Source organism: Streptomyces sp. NPDC088387 (genome assembly GCF_044753385.1).
GTDB lineage: Bacteria > Actinomycetota > Actinomycetes > Streptomycetales > Streptomycetaceae > Streptomyces.
In genome coordinates this window covers 263,802-282,968 of sequence record NZ_JBIVNC010000009.1, presented here as the reverse complement: position 1 = coordinate 282,968, position 19,167 = coordinate 263,802, and the positions used below count along the sequence as shown (strand labels likewise).

Below are 19,167 nucleotides of genomic sequence, written 5' to 3'. Positions count from 1 at the left end.
GCCTGCCTGTGCCTCACGGCCGCAGGGTCGGCTCCCGCTCCACGTCACGGACGTCGAGCCTGGCGTCGTAGCGGGCCAGCGGCTTCGCCTTCGACGCGTCCTGCTGGACGGTGGCCGGGGCGACGCCCGCCCACTTCAGGATCTTCGAGGTGGCGAGGGCCTTCTGGTCGGCGACGAGACCGGCCACGTTGGCGCCGTGGTTGGCGCCGGGCGCGGTGAACACGTAGCTGTCACGGGCGCCCTTGCCGAGACGGAAGGGCTCGGCACCCCACGGGTCGTTCTGGCCGTAGACGAACAGCATCTGGTGGGCGTTGTGCTTGACCCAGCTGTCGACGTTCTTCATCACGCCCGGCTGGAAGCGCATCTCGATGTCGCGCGGCACGAAGTAGCGCGGCGGAAGGTAGCCGTAGCGGACGTACTTCTTCTCGATGTGCGGGAACTGGATCGTGGGCGCGCCGAGCTGCGTGCCCGCCTGGTAGTAGTACGGCGTGTACGGCTCCAGGCCCTGGTCCGTGTAGAAGGAGAACCCGGCGATCGTGTCGATCGAGTTCCAGATGTCGTCGTCGGAGGCGTTCTTGGCGTCCGCCGGGATGGTGCCGCAGTCGGAGAGCAGGCTGTACTGCCAGAAGCCCCAGACGTAGTCGAGGACGGTCGCCTCGTACGCCTTGTCCAGGCTGCCGACGGTGTTGAAGGTGTAGCCCTCGGCGGCGGCGAACTCCGCGTACCGCTTCTCCAGCGGCTCGCGGCGCACCAGCGCCTCGCGCTGCACACCGTTCAGCCGGTCGCGGCACTCCTTGGTGCCGACCTTCGTGAAGAACCGGTCGTAGGCCGAGTCCTCGTTGTTCACCACGTCGTTGGGGGCGACGTACGCGACGACGCCGTCCATGTCACGCGGGTAGAAGCGCTCGTAGTACGTGGCGGTCATGCCGCCCTTCGAACCGCCCGTGGAGACCCAGTTCTTGGCGTAGATCTTCTTCAGCGCCCTGAAGATGCGGTGCTGGTCGCTGGCCGCCTGCCAGATGTCGAGCTTGGTCCAGTCGGCGGGGCTGGGGCGGGACGGCGTGAAGTAGCGGTACTCCATGGAGACCTGGTTGCCGTCCACGATCTGGGTCGGCTCGCGGCGGCTGGGCGTCGTGGAGACGTTGTAGCCGCCGGTGTAGAAGACCGTCGGGCGCGAGACGTCCTTGTGCAGCACGGTGATCCGCTGCTGGAACGTGCCCTTGGACGGCTTCCTGTGGTCGATCGGCTGGGTGTAGTTGAGGACGAAGAACCGGTAGCCGGTGTACGGCTTCTCCTCGACCAGGCTCATGCCCGGTATGGAGAGCAGCCTCTCCTTGATGTCCTTGGAACTGGCCTCCGGCTGGGCGGCGGTGGCCGCCCCGGCCGTGCTCAACGTGCCTATCAACACGGTGAGCGCGAGCAGCCACCTGAGCGCCTTGCGCATACACCCTCCCCTGTGGAACTACTGTGCGCCGGAAGCTATCGGAGCAAGACCGTTCGCACCAGGGGGGCTTGACCAACGTGAGGGGATTCCCTCGGTGACCGCGTGTACTCAGCACAGGATCCAGCCGGAGCTCACCGAGCCGCCGCCCACGGCGCCCTTGACCCGCACACAGCGCCGGCCCGCGTGCACGGTGACCGGGCCGGCCCGGCGGACGTAGCGGCCCTTGTCGACGACCGGGCGGTTGCCGCGCGCCTGAAGACTCACCGACATCGTCTTCCGGCCCTCGACGCGCTTCGGGACGGTGATCGCGCAGATGTAGCCGCCGCGCCGGTAGAGGCGCACGGAGCCGGTGGAGAACGGCAGTGTCTTCACCTTGCGGCCTCCGCAGGGGGCGGCGGCCCGGGTTTCGTCGGCGGCGGCCTGTGCCTCGTCGGCGGGGCCGGTGAGCGCGAGCAGCCCGGAGGCGGTGAGCACGGCCATGAAGAGAGCGAACCGTCGCCGTATCGCACCCCAGTTCACATCGGCCCCTCCCGCACCACGACACCCCCCGTACGGGTGTACGGACGCCGGAGGTGTGTCGGATGGTTGCACGTTGGTCAGTACGTCGCGCCCACGGGTTGTTCCTCATCCGGCGCCCCGACGAACGTGCGCCACAGGCGCGCGTACCGGCCGTTCAGCGCGAGCAGTTGCTCGTGGGTGCCGTCCTCGGTGACCCGGCCGTGGTCCATCACCACGACCCGGTCCGCGCGGGCCGCCGTGGTCAGCCGGTGGGCGACCACCAGGGTCGTACGGCGGCCCGCGAGCCGGTCGGTCGCCTGGTTGACCTGTGCCTCGGTGGCCAGGTCCAGGGCGGCCGTCGCCTCGTCGAGGAGCAGCACGTCCGGGTCGACCAGTTCGGCGCGGGCCAGCGCGATCAACTGCCGTTGCCCCGCGGAGAGGTTGCGGCCGCGCTCGGCGACCTCGTGGAGGTAGCCGCCGTCGAGGGTCGCGATCATCTCGTGGGCGCCGACCGCGCGGGCCGCCGCCTCCACCTCGGCGTCGGTGGCGTCGGGCCGGCCGTAGGCGATGGCGTCGCGGACGGTGCCCTGGAAGAGATAGGCCTCCTGCGGGACGACACCCAGACGGTGGCGGTACGAGGTGAGGTCCAGCGACCTCAGGTCGGTGCCGTCGACGGTGACACTGCCCGCCGTGGGGTCGTAGAACCGGGCGACCAGCTTGACCAGGGTCGACTTGCCCGCGCCGGTCTCGCCGACGAACGCGACGGTCTGCCCGGCGGGGATCCGCAGATCGATCCCGGCGAGCGCCTCCTCGGGCTCGTCGGCGGGCCCGTAGGCGAAGTGGACGTCCTCGAAGGCGATGTCGCCGCGCAGGGAGAGGACCTCGCGGGGTTCGTCGGCGGACTTCGTGGACGTCGGCTCGCGCAGCAGCTCCTGGATCCGGCCGAGGGAGACGGTCGCCTGCTGGTAGCCGTCGAAGACCTGGGAGAGCTGCTGGACGGGGGCGAAGAACAGGTCGATGTAGAGGAGGTAGGCCACCAGCGCACCCGTGGTGAGGGTGGCGGCCTCGATCCGTCCGGCGCCCACGACCAGTACGGACGCGGCGGCGGCCGAGGACAGGAACTGGACGAACGGGAAGTAGATCGAGATCAGCCACTGACCTCGGATCCGGGCCTGGCGGTAGCTCTCGCTGCGCTCGGCGAACCGCCGCCCGCTGTCCGCCTCGCGCCCGAAGGCCTGCACGATCCGCAGCCCGGACACCGTCTCCTGGAGGTCGGCGTTGACCGTCGACACCCGCTCACGGGCCAGCTCGTAGGCCTTCACGCTCGCCCTGCGGAAGAAGTACGTGGCGACGATCAGCGGGGGCAGGGTGGCGAAGACGACCAGGGCGAGCTGGAGGTCGATCACCAGCAGGGTGCCCATGATGCCGAAGAACGTGACCACGGAGACGAACGCGGTGACCAGGCCGGTCTGGAGGAACGTCGACAGGGCGTCGACGTCCGTCGTCATCCTCGTCATGATCCGGCCGGTCAGCTCGCGCTCGTAGTAGTCGAGTCCGAGCCGCTGGAGCTGGGCGAAGATCTTCAGCCGCAGCGCGTACAGGACACGTTCGCCGGTACGGCCGGTCCTGCGGATCTCGCCGGTCTGCGCGGCCCACTGGACGAACACGGCGACCAGACCGAGCAGGGCGGCGGCCCAGACGGCGCCGAGGGCGGCCTCGGTGACACCGCTGTCGATGCCGTGCCGGATCAGGACCGGCAGCAGCAGGCCCATGCCGGCGTCCACCGCGACCAGACCGAGGCTGGCCAGCAGCGGCAGTCCGAAGCCGCGCAGCAGGCGCCGCAGGCCGTAGTGGTCCTCGGCGCGGACCGCGCGGGCCTCGTCGACCTCCGGGACGTCGGTCGCCGGGGGCAACGCGTCGACCTGGGCGAGGAGTTCGGGCGTGGCCGGGCTGCCGGCGAGGGCGAGGTCCTTCGGGCGGCGGTCGCCGGTCCACAGCTTGGGTGTGATGCCCCGCTCGGCGTCGAACTCGGCGTCCAGCTCGTCGCGGACGGAGGTGTCCTCCTGCGGGAGCGCCGGCGGGACGTGGCCGGGCGAGACGCCGCCGAGTTCGTCGGGGTCGGTGAGCAGCCGGCGGTAGAGGGCGGAACGCTGCTGGAGTTCGTCGTGGGTGCCGATGTCGGCGAGCCGGCCGGCGTCGAGGACGGCGATCCGGTCGGCGAGGCCGAGGGTGGAGCGGCGGTGCGCGATGAGGAGGGTCGTACGGCCCTCCATGACGTGGGCGAGCGCCTCGTGGATCTCGTGCTCGACGCGGGCGTCCACGGCGGAGGTGGCGTCGTCCAGGACCAGCAGGCGCGGGTCGGTGAGGATCGCGCGGGCGAGGGCGACGCGCTGGCGCTGGCCGCCGGAGAGGGTGAGGCCGTGTTCGCCGACCGTGGTGTCGTAGCCCTCGGGGAGTTCGGTGATGAAGCCGTCCGCCTGGGCGGCGCGGGCGGCCGTCACGATCTCGTCGTCGGTGGCGTCGGGGCGGCCGTAGGCGATGTTGTTGCGGACCGTGTCGGAGAAGAGGAAGGAGTCCTCGGGGACGAGTCCGATGGCGGACCGCAGGGATCGCGTGGTCAGCTCGCGGACGTCGTGGCCGCCGACTAGGACGGCGCCGTGGGTGACGTCGTAGAAGCGCGGCAGGAGCAGGGAGACCGTGGACTTGCCGGAGCCGGAGGAGCCGACGACGGCGAGGGTCTCGCCGGGGCGGATCTCGAAGCTCAGGCCGCGCAGGACGGGGGTGGACTCGTCGTAGGCGAAGGAGACGTCGTCGAACTCGACGGTGGCGGGGGCGTCGGCGGGCAGTTCCTTGGTGCCGCCGGTGATGGCCGGCTCGGTGTCGATCAGCTCCAGGACGCGCTCGGTACCGGCGCGGGCCTGCTGGGCGACGGTGAGGACCATGGCCAGCATCCGGACCGGGCCGACGAGCTGGGCCAGGTAGGCGGAGAAGGCGACGAAGGTGCCGAGGGTGATGTGGCCGCGGACGGCGAGCCAGCCGCCGAGGGCGAGCATGGCGACCTGGCCGAGCGCGGGGACGGCCTGGAGGGCGGGTGTGTAGCGGGAGTTGAAGCGGACGGTGCGCAGCCGGCCGGCGAAGAGCCTGCGGCCGACCTCGCGCAGCTTGCCGGTCTCCTGGTCCTCCTGCCCGAAGCCCTTCACCACGCGTACGCCGCTCACCGCGCCGTCGACGACCCCGGCGACGGCGGCGGCCTGCGCCTGCGCGTACCAGGTGGCGGGGTGCAGCTTGGCGCGGGAGCGCTTGGCGATCCACCACAGGGCGGGGGCGACGGCGACCGCGACGAGGGTCAGCGGGAGCGACAGCCACGCCATGATGCCGAGGGAGATCACGAACAGCAGCACGTTCCCGATGGTCATCGGGAGCATAAAGAGCAGGCCCTGGATCAGCTGGAGGTCGCTGGTGGCGCGGCCGACGACCTGGCCGGTGGAGAGCTCGTCCTGGCGGCGGCCGTCGAGGCGGGTGATCGTGCCGTACATCTCGGTGCGCAGGTCGTGCTGGACGTCGAGGGCGAGGCGCCCGCCGTAGTAGCGGCGGATGTAGGTGAGGACGTAGACGACCAGGGCGGCGCCGATGAACAGGCCCGCCCAGGTCGCCATGGTCCGGCTGCCGTCGCCGATCACATCGTCGATGATCACCTTGGTGATCAGCGGGACGAGGGCCATCACGGCCATGCCCGCGAGGGAGGAGCCGAGGGCGAGGATCACGTCCTTGGGATGCCGCCAGGCGTAGCCGGCCAGTCGCCGTGCCCATCCCCGTTGCGCTGCCACGCCGCCGCCTTCCGTTCGTCCTGGTCTTCCGGTCGATCTTCCGGAAACCGTCGCCGGTGTCCCGGAGGCCGCCATGATCTTCCGGACGGCGGCCTGATCTTCCGCAAGGCTCCAACGCGGAACGAACCGGATTTCATCCTTCCGCAACAGTCGGGGTCGATCTCAGGTCTTACGCCCCGCTGCCGGCCGTCACCCCGTACGCCCGCCGGGAGGCGGATTCGGCGGCACAGGCGGCGCCGATAGCCTCCGTGTGTCCTGTGAGCACAGAGATGAAGATGAGGACCGAGTGAACATCGTCGAGGCGGCCTTCCTGGGCGCCGTTGAGGGACTCACCGAGTTCCTGCCCGTGTCCAGCACCGGGCATCTGACCATTTTGGAGCGCATGCTCGGGTACTCCACGGACGACCCCGACATCACCGCGTTCACGGCGATCATCCAGGTGGGTGCGGTCCTGGCGACCGTGCTCTACCTCCGCAAGGACATCGCCCGGCTGGTGTCGGCCCTGTTCAGGGGGATCTTCCGGCCCGCCGCGCGCCGGGAGCCGGACTACAAGCTCGCCTGGGCGGTCGTCCTCGGTTCGCTGCCCATCGGTGTGGTCGGCCTCGTCTTCAAGGACCAGATCGAGACAACCCTGCGCAGTCTCTACGTGGTCGGTACGGCGCTGATCCTGTGGAGCTCGGTGATGTGGTTCGCCGACCGGCGTGCCACGCAGGACCGCGGCGAGGCGGAGGTGACCTGGAAGGACACGCTGATCATCGGCATCGTGCAGTGCATGGCCCTGATCCCGGGTGTCTCGCGGTCCGGCGCGACGACCTCGGCGGGGCTGCTGCGCGGGCTCGACCGGGTCACGGTCACCCGGCTGTCCTTCCTCCTCTCCATTCCGGCGCTGCTGGGGGCGGGGGCGCTTCAGACCGCGACGGAGTACGACGCGATATCCGACGGGGTCGGGTGGACGGCGACGATCACGGCGACGGTGGTCAGCTTTGTCGTCGGCTACGCGGCGGTGGCCTGGCTCCTGAAGTTCATCGCCCGGCACACGTACAGCATCTTCATCTGGTACCGGGTGGCACTGGGCGTTCTGATCCTGTTCCTGGTCGCCGGCGACTTCCTCCCATCGACCTGACGGTCGGGTGGGGCGGGGTTGCGTGGCCCGACGCGGCGGGCTGAGCGGGGGTTGCGCGCCCCGGCGCCGGGGGGCTGGGCGGGGACTGCGCGCCCCGGCGCCGGGGGGCTGGGCGGGGGCGTTGCGCAGCCCGGCGTTGACGGGGCGCCGCCCGCGCCCACCCGTGCCGCCCCAGGCGGCACGCATGCCCGCGGCTTCCGCCCAGGTGGCGGTGCCTGTGATGCCCTGCTCTTAAGGGGCGCGGGGAACTGCGCGGTCAGCCCCCGCCGGGCCGCGGGTGTTAGTGGGGCAGCTTCACGCGCAGGGTGTAGACGCGGGTCGTCTGGGTTGGGTTCTGGTTGTCGTCGCTGGCGAGGAGGACCTCACCGCCACCGGTGACCGCCATCGCCTCGATGTTGTCCAGCAACGGATTCGGCTGCGGCTGCCGCGCCGTCGCCCCGAGAGACGGGCAGTTCACCAGGTCGGCGAGGAGCGTCTTCCTGACCAGGCGCACCCCGGCCTGCCCCGTGAGATTCGTGACACCCGACGTGTCCGACGCCCGTCGCGGATCGGCGACGTAGAGCCGGACCGTGTTCCCGACACCCGCGGTGAAGCCCCGCTCCAGCACAAGCAGCCGCCCGTCGGCCAACGCGGCCACCTCCGGAACGCCAAGCCCCGCATCCGCCCGGTACGCGTACTGCGCACCCAGCCGGAAGCCACCACCCCCGTCGCGCCGCCAGGTCTGCCACCGGACGGTGCCCGCCGAGTCACCGGCGATCGCGTATTCCATGGACGCCAGCAGCGTGCGCCCGGGCAGCATGGTCAGGCCCTCGAAGGTGCCGTTGGAGACGGCCCGCCCGGCAGGGGCGACCCGCAGGTCGTCCGGGACCGGCAGCCGGTCGAGGATCTCGCCGGTACGGGAGTAGCGCCGTACGGCCGGCTCTCCCTCGGACGAGACGAGGTACGTACCGTCGCGGTCGACGACCAGTCCCTCGGAGTCCAGCGCGGCACCGTTCTCGTCGGCGAGTTGCACCACACCGCGGGGCTGGAGGGTCCGCCCGTCCAGGGAGAACAGCGAGGAACGGTCGGACAGCGCGGCCAGCGTCCCGCGCCGGTCCACGGCGAGCGCGGAGAAGTTGCCGACGTAGGTGTCGTCGTAGGTCGTCTTGTCCAGGGCGTCCGAGAAGCCCTGGATCGAGACAGCCGGCGAACAGGCGTGAGCGGGGGTGCCGTTCGCGGAGGCGGCGGCCGGCCCTGCGGCGGTGAGGCAGGAGGCGGCGGCCAGTCCGGCGGTGACGGTGGCGAGTACGGTTCGTACGATTCTCGGGCGCATGGCCGTCACCGTAGGACGACTTGGTGTCCACGGGTGGGCCGCGCAGTGAAGGGTCAGCTCGCCTTGAGGTCCTTGTGGATGACCTTGGCGACGCCCTGGATGGTCGCGATGCCGTAGTTCATGGTGCTGTTTCCGTGGGTGAGCACGGTGATCATGTAGTCGTGGCCGCCGCCCTTGAAGGCGCCGACGCTGTGGACGCGCCAACCGTGCGTGGACCGCGACAGCCAGCCGTTCTTGACGGCGACCGAGACACCGGACGGCACACCCGACGGGGTCCCCCAGCGCTGGGACGAGACGACCTTGCCCATCAGCTTCAGGATGTAGGCGCGGGAGTTGTCGCTGAGCACGGCGTTCTTGGCGGTGACGAGCTTGAGCAGCTTCTGCTCGTCGGTGACGGTGATCTGGGTCAGCCCCCAGTAGCCGTCGGCGCCCGGCTTGGTCTGGGTCATCTTCGCCGCGGTCAGGAAGCCCTTGATCTTGGTCATGCCGAGCTGCCGCCACAGCTTGGACGTCGAGTCGTTGTCCGACTTGGTGATCATGGCCTCGGCGAGCTTGGTCTCGGTCGCCGTGAGGAAACGGTTGTGCTTCTTCGCGTCCCACAGCAGCGTCGCCAGGACGGTCACCTTGACGACGCTCGCGGAGTCGTAGGCGCTCGACGAGCGGAGGGTGCAGGTGGTGTTGGTCGTGCGGTCGTAGAGACCGACCGCGATGGTGCCCTTGCGGTTGGCGAGGGAGTTGGTGATGTCCTTCTTCAGCTTGGCCGCGAGGCCCGCCTTGGCGGACGTGCAGGTGACAGCCGGGGCCGCCGCGGAGGCGGGAGTGACGGCGGCCACACAGGCTACGAGCGCTCCGCCCGCCACCCATCTGGCGCGTCTTGATATCGCGTGAGTCATGCCGGGTTGACTCACGAGTTCTACCGAATGGTTGTACGGATTGACCGACTCCAGATCGGCTTGTTACCTGCCCCCTCGTGCACTCACAGGAAAGTGCCAGGTGAGACACAGTGTGCGCCCGCCCGCACCCCGAGGGCCGGTACGGACCGGCGCCCCCGGTGACCGACACCGTTCCGACACGTCCGCGTCACCCACCCGTAAGCATGTCCATGTCACGCTCATTCTTCCCGCACCATCAACCCGCGTAGAACGGACGCCCCATGCCCGTGACGCACACCCGCCGCTGGAAGACCGTGGCGCTCGGCACCTCGGCCGTACTCCTCGCCCTCACGCTCCCGGCCCTCACCGCAGGGCCGGCCGGCGCGACCACGACCGCGTACGACGACACGTACTACGCCGGCGCCATCGGCAAGACCGGTACGGCGCTGAAGAGTTCGCTGCACAACATCATCGACGACCAGACGAGGATCTCGTACTCGGCCGTCTGGGAAGCGCTGAAGGTGACGGACCAGGACCCGCGCAACAGCAACAACGTGGTCCTGCTGTACTCCGGCATCTCCCGGGCCAAGTCGCTCAACGGCGGCAACCCCGGGAACTGGAACCGCGAGCACACCTGGGCCCAGTCCCACGGCGACTTCGGCACCTCGGCGGGACCGGGCACGGACCTGCACCACCTGCGCCCGGAGGACGTCCAGGTCAACTCCGTCCGCGGCAACAAGGACTTCGACAACGGCGGCAGCAGCTTCACCAACAGCGGCGGCAGCCTGACCGACTCCAACTCCTTCGAGCCGCGCGACGCCGTCAAGGGCGACGTGGCCCGCATGATCCTGTACATGGCCGTGCGCTACGAGGGCGACGACAGCTGGCCCGACCTGGAGCCCAACAACGTGGCCGGCAACGGCAGTGTGCCGTACCACGGCCGGCTCTCCGTGCTGAAGACGTGGAACGACGAGGACCCGCCGGACGCGTTCGAAGAGCGCCGCAACCAGCTGATCTACGACAACTACCAGCACAACCGCAACCCGTTCATCGACCACCCCGAGTGGGTCGAGGCGATCTGGTAGAGGACAGCGGTCAGGGGGGCGCCGCCCCGCGGCGGCGCCCCCCTGAGACGAACGTCCGTCAGCACTGCGGAAGCTGGGACTTCCAGGTGCTCGGCCCGCCGGTGGTCAGGTACCAGTCGTTGACGTAACCGGTGTTGATGCCGTTGTCCACGAGCATCCAGTAGCGGTAGCCGTTGCCGTCCGCGTCCGGGTCACCGGTGGTCCAGCAGGACACGCCGAACTGGTGGCCGTTCTGGTACTGCCCGAAGCCCGGTGACTTCGGGGCGTTGTAGCGGGGCGCGGTGCGCACCGCGAGATACGAGCCGGCGTCGATGCCGGTGACGTACGCGCACTGGGTGCGGTCGCCGGAGATGGTGCACTGGTGGATGGCGGCACCGGCGGGACCGGCACCGACCAGGACGGACGAGGCGGCGGCGGTGAGCACGGCGCCGACGGCGACCAGGGTGCGCCGCTTCTGCTGCATGGCCATGGGGAACTCCTCGGGTGGGTGGGCGGTCGTCAGCACTGGGGGATGATCGGCTTCCAGGTGCTCGGCCCGCCGGTGTCCAGGTACCAATCGTTGACGTAGCCGCTGGAGCTGCCCGTGAAGACGCGCATCCAGTAGCGGTAGCCGTTGCCGTCCGCGTCCGGGTCACCGGTCGTCCAGCAACTGACCTCCAGCCACTGCCCGTTGCCCCAGCGGGCGACGGGTGTCGCGCTGTACCGCGGCGCGGTCCGCATCACCAGCGCCGAGCCCGGGTCGATCCCGACGACCCGGGCGCACTTGGACGGGTCCCCGGGGCCGGTGCCCGGACAGGGACGCGGCGCAGCCTGCGCGGGCGCGGCGGCGACCAGCCCGGCTCCCACCGTCACGACAACGGCCGCCCCCGCGACGGCCGCCGAGCGCACCCGGGATCCGAACAGTCCTGATCTCTGCATTGCTTCCTCCGTTTCGACTGCCTGCTCCACGACCCTGACAGCGAACGGCGGAGGGCACATCCTGTGAGGTCTCAGGATGTGCCCTCCGGGAGGGTGGAACGCCGGCTCAGTCCAGATGTGTCGCCGCGAACATCCGCAGGACCGCCGGGAGTACGACCACGGACGGGCCCGGCGTCGCGAGCGCCTTCGCCAGGTCGGTCTCCAGGGTGTCCGGGGACGTACGCACCCCCGGCACCCCGAAGGACTCGGCGAGGGCCACGTAGTCCGGGCGGGTCAGCTCGGTCGCCGTCGCCTCGCCGAAGGCGTCGGTCATGTACTCGCGCAGGATGCCGTAGCCGCCGTCATCGACGATCAGCCAGGTGACCGGCAGGTCGTACTGCCGGGCCGTGGCCAGCTCGGCGATCGAGTACAGCGCGCCGCCGTCGCCGGAGACGGCGAGGACCGGGCGGGTCGGGTCGGCCGCCGCCGCGCCCAGCGCCGCCGGGAAGCCGTAGCCGAGGCCGCCCGCGCCCTGCGCGGAGTGCATGTGGTTGGGGCCCTTGGCGTCGAACGCCGACCAGGCCCAGTACGCCAGGATCGTCATGTCCCAGAAGGACGGGGAGTCGGCGGGCAGCGCGGCCCGCACGGACGCCAGCACCCGCTGTTCCAGGGTGAGTTCCTGGGCGGCGATCCGCTCGGCGACCTTCGCGAGCACGGTCCGCACCCGCTCGGGCGCCGACGGGTCCGTACGCTCCTCGACCGTCTCCAGGAGCGCCTGCAACGCCAGCCGGGCGTCCGCGTGGATACCGAGCGCGGGATGGTTGGACTCCAGCTTGCCGAGGTCGGCCTCGATCTGGACGACCCGGCCACGGGGTTTGAACGTGTGGTAGTTGGAGGACAGTTCACCGAGGCCGGAGCCGACGACCAGCAGGACGTCGGCGTCCTCCAGGAAGTCGGTGGTGTGCCGGTCCTCGATCCAGGACTGGAGGGAGAGGGGGTGCGTCCAGGGGAACGCGCCCTTGCCGCCGGGTGTGGCGACCACCGGGGCCTGGAGCGCCTCCGCGAGCCGCCTCAGCTTGCCCGAGGCGTCCGCCCGTACGACTCCGCCGCCCGCGATGATCGCCGGGCGCTCGGCGTGGGAGAGCAAGTGGGCGGCGAGCGCGGTGAGTTCGGGGCGTGGCGGGAGTTCCTCGGGGAAGGCGTCGCCGCCCGTGACGACCGGGATCGACGTCTCGGCGAGCAGCACGTCCTGCGGGATCTCCACCCACACCGGGCCGTGCGGCACGGACAGCGCCGACTTCCAGGCCGCCTCGATCGCGGACGGGATCTGGGACTGCGTACGGACCGTGTGGACCGACTTGACCACACCCCGGAACGAGGCGGCCTGGTCGGGGAGTTCGTGGAGGTAGCCGTGGCGGCCGCCGCCGAGGCCGGCCGTGGGGATCTGGCTGCTGATCGCGAGCACCGGGGCGGAGGCGGCCGCCGCCTCCTGGAGCGCGGCCAGCGAGGTCAGCGCGCCCGGCCCGGTGGACAGGAGCAGGGGGGCCGCCTCGCCGGTGATCCGGCCGTACGCGTCCGCGGCGAAGCCCGCGTTGTTCTCCACCCGCAGACCGATGTACCGCAGATCGCTGCGGCGCAGGGCGTCGAACATACCGAGCGCGTGCTGTCCCGGCAGGCCGAAGACGGTCGTCGCGCCGAGTCCGGCGAGCGTCTCCACGACCAGGTCTCCGCCGTTGCGGCCGGGAGGAGGGTTCAGGGCGGCGGCGATCTGCGCCGGTGTGGGGCGCAGCACCAGGTCGTGGTCGTGGGTCACTTCGCGCGGGCCTCGGCAATCTGGCGGGACATGATCGTGGTCAGTTCGTAGGCGGTGTGGGACGCGGCGACCGAGGTGATCTCCGCGTGGTCGTAGGCGGGCGCCACTTCGACGACGTCCGCGGAGACCAGGTTGCACGATGCCAGACCGCGCAGGATCTCCAGCAGTTCGCGGGAGGTCATGCCGCCCGCCTCGGGGGTGCCGGTGCCGGGCGCGTGCGCCGGGTCGAGGCAGTCGATGTCGATGGAGATGTACAGCGGGCGGTCGCCGATGCGCTGCCTGAGCTGGTCGGCGACCTCGTCGACACCGCGGCGCATGACGTCCGCCGAGGTGACGATGCCGAAGCCCATCTTCTCGTCGTCGGCCAGGTCCTGCTTGCCGTAGAGCGGGCCGCGGGTGCCGACGTGGGAGAGGGCGGAGGTGTCGAGGATCCCTTCCTCCACCGCCCGCCGGAACGGTGTTCCGTGGGTGTACTCGGCGCCGAAGTAGGTGTCCCAGGTGTCGAGATGGGCGTCGAAGTGCAGCAGCGCGACCGGGCCGTGCCGCTTGGCGACCGACCGCAGCAGGGGCAGCGCGATGGTGTGGTCGCCGCCGAGGGTCATCAGGCGGGCGCCGGTGCCGAGCAGCTCGTCCGCGGCGGCCTCGACGGTCTCCACGGCCTCGTTGATGTTGAAGGGGTTGACCGCGATGTCCCCGCCGTCGGCGACCTGCGCCAGCGCGAACGGGGAGGCGTCCTGCGCCGGGTTGTAGGGGCGCAGCAGCCGGGACGCCTCGCGGATCGCGTTGCCGCCGAAGCGGGCGCCTGGCCGGTACGAGACGCCGGAGTCGAACGGCACGCCCACCACGGCGACGTCGGCGGTGCCGACCTCGTCGAGGCGGGGCAGCCGGGCGAAGGTCGCGGGCCCCGCGTACCGCGGGACGCGGGACGAGTCGACGGGGCCGCGGGGCGTCTCGGTGCTGCTCATTGCGGAATGCCTTCTTTCTCATGCTTCATCACGGATCGCGTGATTTGGCTATGACTTCATGCTATTTACTGACGACTTTACCGGTGGGCCGGGACGGGCTCGGCCTGGGCTTCGGGCGTCCGTCCGGCGAGGCGCTCGCGCCATGCGGCCAGTACGGCGGCGTCCGTGGCGGGGGTGGCCAGCGAGACGATCACGTAGGAGGCGAGGGAGGCCAGCAGGCCGTAGTAGATCGGCTCGTTGGCGAGGATGCCGTAGGTGGCCATCAGGACGACCACGGAGATGCCGCCGACCGCGACGCCCGCGAGGGCGCCCTGGGCGGTGCCACGCTTCCAGAGCAGTCCGCCGAGGATCGGCACGAGCAGACCGCCGACGAGCAGGTTGTAGGCCACGGTCAGGGCCTGCACCACGTCGTTGAGCGCGATGGCGGTGAGGATCACCACAACGCCCATGAGGAGGATGAAGACCCGGTTGCCCTTCACCTCGTCGTGTTCCCCGTCCGACGGTTTGACCAGGCCGCGGACGCGCGACCAGATGTCGTTGTTGGCGACGGTCGCGCAGGCGATCAGGGCGCCGGAGGACGTGGACATCACGGCCGCGAGCGCCGCCGCGAGCACCAGACCCCGTACGCCGACCGGGAGTTCGTCCTTCACGATGGTCGCGAAGGCGTCGTCCGCGCTGGCCAGGTTCGGGTAGAGCACCTTGGCCGCCGTGCCGATGACGGCACCGGCGAGGGCGTACACCAGGCAGTAGGTGCCCGCGACCGTGCCGCCCCACTTCGCGGTCCGGTCGCCGCGCGCGGTGAACACCCGCTGCCAGATGTCCTGCCCGATGAGCATGCCGAACGTGTAGATCAGCACGTACGTGAAGATGGTCTCGCCGCCGATGCCCAGCGGGTCGAAGTACTCGGTCGGCAGCTGCGCCTTCATCTCGGAGAAGCCGCCCGCCTTGACGACCGCGATCGGCAGCAGGAGCAGCAGCACGCCGATCGTCTTGACCACGAACTGCACCATGTCGGTGAGCGTGATCGACCACATGCCGCCGAGGGTGGAGTAGGCGACGACGATCGAGCCGCCGAGGACGATCGCCAGGGTGCGGGGCATGTCGAAGATGACGTCGAAGATCGTGGCGTACGCGATGGTCGAGGTGACCGCGAGCATCAGGGTGTACGCCCACATGACGACACCGGAGATCACACCGGCCCGGCCGCCGTAGCGCAGGTCCAGCATCTCGGAGACGGTGTAGACCTTCAGCCGGGCGATGCGCGCGGAGAAGAAGACGGACAGGGCGAGCAGGCCGAGGCCGATGGTGAAGACCATCCAGGCGCCGGAGAGGCCGTACTGGTAGCCGAGGCCGACGCCGCCGATGGTGGACGCGCCGCCGAGGACGATCGCCGCCATGGTGCCGGAGTACATCCAGGGGCCGAGCCTGCGGCCCGCGACCAGGAACTCGCTCTTGGACCTGGCGCGGCGCATGCCCCACCAGCCCATGGCCAGCATGCCGACCAGGTAGACGACGATCACGATGTAGTCGACGGCCATGGGGGCCCTCCCTTCCTTGCGCCTGGGGGTTGACCCTAGGTGGCTGAAAAGCGACCCGACAGTGTACGTTTCATCCATTCCAGCGGACCTCGGTGGAGGAAACGCACACATGCCTGATCCCACGCTTCCCCCCACTCCCCCTGTGTCCCTCTCGTCCCTGCTGGCCCGTGAGGACCTGGCCCTGCGGCAGATCGCCGGGCCCGCCGATCCGGGTGCGGTGCTGCACGGGGCGCACACCTCGGAGATGTCCGACCCGTATCCGTATCTGCTGGGCGGCGAGCTGCTGCTGACGGCCGGGGTGCACATCCCGGACGCGGTGGGTTCGGGCACGTACTTCGACGCCTACGTCGGCCGGGTCGTCGCCGCGGGGGGCGCGGCGCTGGGCTTCGGGGTGGCCCCGGTGCACGACACCGTGCCGCGCGCGCTGGTCGAGGCCTGCGAGGCGCACGGCCTGCCACTCCTGGAGGTCCCCCCGCAGACCACCTTCGCCGCGGTGGCCCGGGCGGTCTGGCAGCTGATGGCGCAGGCCCGGCACACCGAACTGCGCCGGGTCACGGAGGCCCAGCAGAGCCTCGCCGCCGCCGCGGCCCGGCCGGACGCGGTGCCGTCCGTACTGCGCCAGCTGGCCCAGCGGGTGGGCGGCCGGGCGGTGCTGTACGGCCCGGAGGGCACCGAGATCGCGGCGGCGGGGCGCCCTCCGGCGGAGGCCGCGGACGCGGCGCTGGCCCAGCTGGCCCGGGTCGTCACCCACCGCTCCTCCACCACCGCCACCGACACGGCCGCGGGCGCCCAGCTCGCCGCGTACGCGCTGGGCGCGGGCCAGGGCTTCGTCCTCGGCATCGCCACCCCCCGCCGGGCCCCCGCCGACCACACGATCGCCTCGGTGGCCGCGGTCCTCCTCGCCCTCCTCACCGGCGAACACCAGAACGCCACAGAGGCGGCCCGCTCCTCGGCCCTGGTCCGCCTACTGCTGGGCGCGGAGCCCGCAGCGGTGGCACCGCTACTGGCGGGAAGCGGTGAAGCAGGACCCGGCGTGCCGGCACGGCAGGGGTCGGCTGGACACCCCGGTACCGGCGGGGCACCGCCCGCGCCCACCCGTGCCGCCCCAGGCGGCCCGCATGCCCGCGGCTCGAGCGAGGCAGGCACAACCACCGCCGCGGCGGCCGAGGCGGCTCCGCTGCCCGGCCGCCAGGGGCGCGGGGCTGTGACATCTGCGGCTCCGCCGCGTGGGCGCGACCAGCCCCCACCGGGCCGCACGGGCAGCGGGACCACCGGCGACGGCGGGCACTGGCTCGTCATCCACGCGCGGCCCGACAACCGCCCCGCGGACGCCGTCGCCGCGGCCGGTCTCGGGGCCGCGCTGGGCTCCGGGCTCGTCGACCTCGACGGAGGCACCGTCCGGATCCTGCTGAACGCCGGGCGCGAGCCCGATCCGCAGGCCGGCTGGAGCCTCGGCGTCAGCGCCGCCGTAGACCCGCGGGAGTGGCCCGCCGCCGACGGCCAGGCCGCCCGCGCACTGGCCCGAGCCCGCGCCACCCGCACCCCCCTGGTCCGGCACGGCACCCGCCCCGCGCTCTCCGACCTCGTCCCGCACGACGACGCCGCCGCACACGCCCGCACCCTGCTCGCACCGGTCGCAGACACCCCCGCGCTCACCGAGACACTGCGCACCTGGCTGTCCCTGCACGGCAGTTGGGACCGTACGGCCGTCGCGCTGTCCGTGCACCGCAACACCGTGCGGCAGCGCATCGCCCGCTGCGCCGCGCTGCTGGCCGTGGACCTGGACGACCCGGACGTACGGATGGAGCTGTGGTTCGCGCTGCGGCAGCCGTGATCGCGTGACACACGTCCCAGGGAACGGGACGTCGCGGACGGCACCCGGCGATCTGCCTCACAATGGGAGCCATGCCGATACCCGGGACTCCCAGCCGCGCCGAACTCGTCGACCACCTCGTCAGAACCCGTATCGCGGGCGAGGTCGCCACACCGCGCGAGAACAACCTCTCCCACTACCGCCAGCTCTCCAACGGCGTACGCAACTTCTGGCTCGGCCTGGAGCTCGGCGACCGCTGGACCGACGAGCAGGACGTGCTCGCCGTGATGGCGGAGCGGGTCGGCGTCAACGACGACCCGGAGTACCGGCACGGACAGGACACCATCGACCCCGAGCTGACCGTCGCCGCCCTGGACCGGCTGGCCGCGCGGCTGCGCAAGGCCGCCGACGGCAAGCAGCGGGTCCTCTTCGCCACCGGCCACCCCGGCGGCCTGCTCGACGTGCACCGCGCGACCGCCGCCGCCCTGCGCTCCGCGGGCTGCGAGATCGTGGTGATTCCGGACGGCCTCCAGACGGAGGAGGGCTACGTCATGCAGTTCGCGGACGTGGCGATGCTGGAGCACGGGGCGACCCTGTGGCACACCCACTCGGGCGAGCCGATGAAGGCCATCCTGACCGCCCTGGAGCGCTCCTCGCGCCCGCTGCCCGACCTGGTGGTCGCCGACCACGGCTGGGCGGGCTACGCGGGCCAGCACGGCGTCGACTCCGTCGGCTACGCGGACTGCAACGACCCGGCCCTGTTCCTCGCGGAGGCCGAGGGCACCGTCCAGGTGACGGTCCCGCTGGACGACCACGTGGTCAGCCCCCGCTACTACGACCCGCTGACGGCGTACCTGCTGTCCGAGGCCGGCCTGAGCTGACCCCCGGACACCCGACCCCTGACCCCGACCCCTGCCGCCTGCCCCTGGACCCCGGCGGCCGGCGCGCGTCAGGGCCACGGGTTGAGCCCCTCCTCCCGGCGCTGGGCGTACCCCGGTGTCGGGTCGAGGTAGACCCGCCCGATCGCCGGGAACGCCTCCCGCAGCCGCTGCTCGGCCGTCTCGCAGGCCCACTCGACCTGCGCCGCCGTCGCCACGTCCCGGAAGTCGACCTTGGCGGCGACCAGCGCCTGGCGCGGGCCCTGCACCAGCGTCGTCAACTCCAGTACGGCCTCGATGTGCTCCACCGCGAGCAGTTCGGCGCGGATCCGCTCCCGCACCGGCACCGGCAGCGCCCGCCCGATCAGCAGTTCGGCGTTGGACCGGCCGAGCACCCAGGCGACGTAGAGCAGCAGGGTGCCGATGAGCACCGACGCGAGGCCGTCCCAGACACCGGAGCCGGTGAGCTGTCCGCCGAGCAGGCCGCCGGCGGCGAGGACGAGTCCGGCCAGCGCGGCCGTGTCCTCCAGGACGACGGCCTTCACGGCGGTGTCGGGGGTGTGCCGCAGATACGTCCGGAACCGGACCCCGAACCTGGCCGCCTCGCCGCGCGCCTGGCGTACGCCGGTGCGCAGCGAGTAGCCCTCCAGGAGGACCGCGACACCGAGGACGATGTACGACACCAGCGGGTCGCCGAGTTCCTCGCCCTCGACCAGGGTGTGGATCCCGTCGTAGAAGGAGAAGACGGCACCGCCGACGAAGGTGGCGACGGCGGCGAGCAGGGCCCAGATGTAGCGCTCGGCGCCGTGGCCGAGGGGGTGGTCCTCGTCGGCCGGTTTCCCGCCGCGTTTGAGGGCGACGAGCAGCATCAGCTCGGTGACGGTGTCGGCGACCGAGTGCGCGGCCTCCGACAGCATCGCGCTGGAACCGCTGATCACGCCGGCCACGGCCTTGGCGACGGCGATCCCGAGGTTGGCCGCGGCGGCGACGAGCACGGTGAAGGTGGACTCGCCGGCGCCACCGTCCGGCTGCGGGTACTGGGGTCCGGTGTTCGCAGCTCCGGCACGCGCGGCTCCGACCTTCGCGGCTCCGGCGTCCGCGG

General features: G+C 71.4%; 15 protein-coding genes. 4 read left to right on the top strand and 11 right to left on the bottom strand.

The window, feature by feature from the left end; genetic code table 11:
- Window positions 1-13 precede the first annotated feature (13 nt).
- From ACIQAC_RS24950 to ACIQAC_RS24940, 3 genes are all read right to left on the bottom strand, one after another.
- Window positions 14-1,444: a S28 family serine protease gene (locus ACIQAC_RS24950; RefSeq protein WP_402194266.1), complete on the bottom strand. Its 1,431-nt coding sequence runs from the start codon at window positions 1,442-1,444 to the stop codon at window positions 14-16.
- Window positions 1,445-1,552: 108 nt separating this feature from the next.
- Window positions 1,553-1,963, bottom strand: a complete 411-nt coding sequence (locus tag ACIQAC_RS24945; RefSeq protein ID WP_402194264.1) for a hypothetical protein — start codon at window positions 1,961-1,963, stop codon at window positions 1,553-1,555.
- Window positions 1,964-2,040: 77 nt separating this feature from the next.
- Window positions 2,041-5,769 (bottom strand): ABC transporter ATP-binding protein, encoded by a 3,729-nt coding sequence (locus ACIQAC_RS24940; RefSeq protein ID WP_402194263.1) that lies wholly within the window; start codon window positions 5,767-5,769, stop codon window positions 2,041-2,043.
- A 286-nt stretch (window positions 5,770-6,055) separates the two neighbouring features.
- Here ACIQAC_RS24940 and ACIQAC_RS24935 point away from each other — a divergent pair, with 286 nt between their 5' ends.
- Window positions 6,056-6,892 (top strand): undecaprenyl-diphosphate phosphatase, encoded by an 837-nt coding sequence (locus tag ACIQAC_RS24935; protein WP_402194262.1) that lies wholly within the window; start codon window positions 6,056-6,058, stop codon window positions 6,890-6,892.
- 280 nt (window positions 6,893-7,172) lie between these two features.
- Here ACIQAC_RS24935 and ACIQAC_RS24930 read toward each other — a convergent pair whose 3' ends face one another.
- Window positions 7,173-8,204 carry an esterase-like activity of phytase family protein gene (locus ACIQAC_RS24930; protein WP_402194260.1) on the bottom strand — a complete coding sequence of 344 codons (1,032 nt, stop codon included), beginning with the start codon at window positions 8,202-8,204 and terminating at the stop codon, window positions 7,173-7,175.
- Between the two features lie 53 nt (window positions 8,205-8,257).
- Window positions 8,258-9,097 carry a serine hydrolase gene (locus ACIQAC_RS24925; protein WP_402194259.1) on the bottom strand — a complete coding sequence of 280 codons (840 nt, stop codon included), beginning with the start codon at window positions 9,095-9,097 and terminating at the stop codon, window positions 8,258-8,260.
- A 260-nt stretch (window positions 9,098-9,357) separates the two neighbouring features.
- Between ACIQAC_RS24925 and ACIQAC_RS24920 the strand changes: the two genes are divergently transcribed.
- Entirely contained in the window at window positions 9,358-10,161 is an 804-nt protein-coding gene (locus tag ACIQAC_RS24920) for an endonuclease I family protein (protein ID WP_402194257.1), read from the top strand.
- Between the two features lie 58 nt (window positions 10,162-10,219).
- Here ACIQAC_RS24920 and ACIQAC_RS24915 read toward each other — a convergent pair whose 3' ends face one another.
- The 5 genes from ACIQAC_RS24915 to ACIQAC_RS24895 all read right to left on the bottom strand — a co-directional run bounded on the left by ACIQAC_RS24915 (window position 10,220) and on the right by ACIQAC_RS24895 (window position 15,374).
- A complete protein-coding gene (locus tag ACIQAC_RS24915; RefSeq protein WP_402194255.1) occupies window positions 10,220-10,630 on the bottom strand; it encodes a hypothetical protein in 411 nt (136 codons plus the stop codon).
- A 29-nt stretch (window positions 10,631-10,659) separates the two neighbouring features.
- Entirely contained in the window at window positions 10,660-11,079 is a 420-nt protein-coding gene (locus ACIQAC_RS24910; protein WP_402194253.1) for a hypothetical protein, read from the bottom strand.
- 106 nt (window positions 11,080-11,185) lie between these two features.
- Complete coding sequence (locus ACIQAC_RS24905) at window positions 11,186-12,871, bottom strand: thiamine pyrophosphate-binding protein (protein WP_402194251.1); 1,686 nt, start codon at window positions 12,869-12,871, stop codon at window positions 11,186-11,188.
- On the bottom strand, window positions 12,868-13,836 hold the full coding sequence (gene speB, locus ACIQAC_RS24900) for an agmatinase (RefSeq protein ID WP_402194249.1): 969 nt from the start codon (window positions 13,834-13,836) through the stop codon (window positions 12,868-12,870). Before speB ends, ACIQAC_RS24905 begins: the two co-directional genes overlap by 4 nt.
- A 77-nt stretch (window positions 13,837-13,913) precedes the next feature.
- Window positions 13,914-15,374: a sodium:solute symporter gene (locus tag ACIQAC_RS24895; protein ID WP_402194247.1), complete on the bottom strand. Its 1,461-nt coding sequence runs from the start codon at window positions 15,372-15,374 to the stop codon at window positions 13,914-13,916.
- 109 nt (window positions 15,375-15,483) lie between these two features.
- Here ACIQAC_RS24895 and ACIQAC_RS24890 point away from each other — a divergent pair, with 109 nt between their 5' ends.
- Window positions 15,484-17,208 carry a helix-turn-helix domain-containing protein gene (locus ACIQAC_RS24890; RefSeq protein ID WP_402194245.1) on the top strand — a complete coding sequence of 575 codons (1,725 nt, stop codon included), beginning with the start codon at window positions 15,484-15,486 and terminating at the stop codon, window positions 17,206-17,208.
- Between the two features lie 71 nt (window positions 17,209-17,279).
- Window positions 17,280-18,068: a phosphatase gene (locus tag ACIQAC_RS24885; RefSeq protein WP_402194243.1), complete on the top strand. Its 789-nt coding sequence runs from the start codon at window positions 17,280-17,282 to the stop codon at window positions 18,066-18,068.
- Between the two features lie 68 nt (window positions 18,069-18,136).
- Here the strand turns inward: ACIQAC_RS24885 and ACIQAC_RS24880 are convergent, their stop codons facing one another.
- Window positions 18,137-19,060, bottom strand: a complete 924-nt coding sequence (locus tag ACIQAC_RS24880; protein WP_402194486.1) for a cation diffusion facilitator family transporter — start codon at window positions 19,058-19,060, stop codon at window positions 18,137-18,139.
- Window positions 19,061-19,167: the final 107 nt, after the last annotated feature.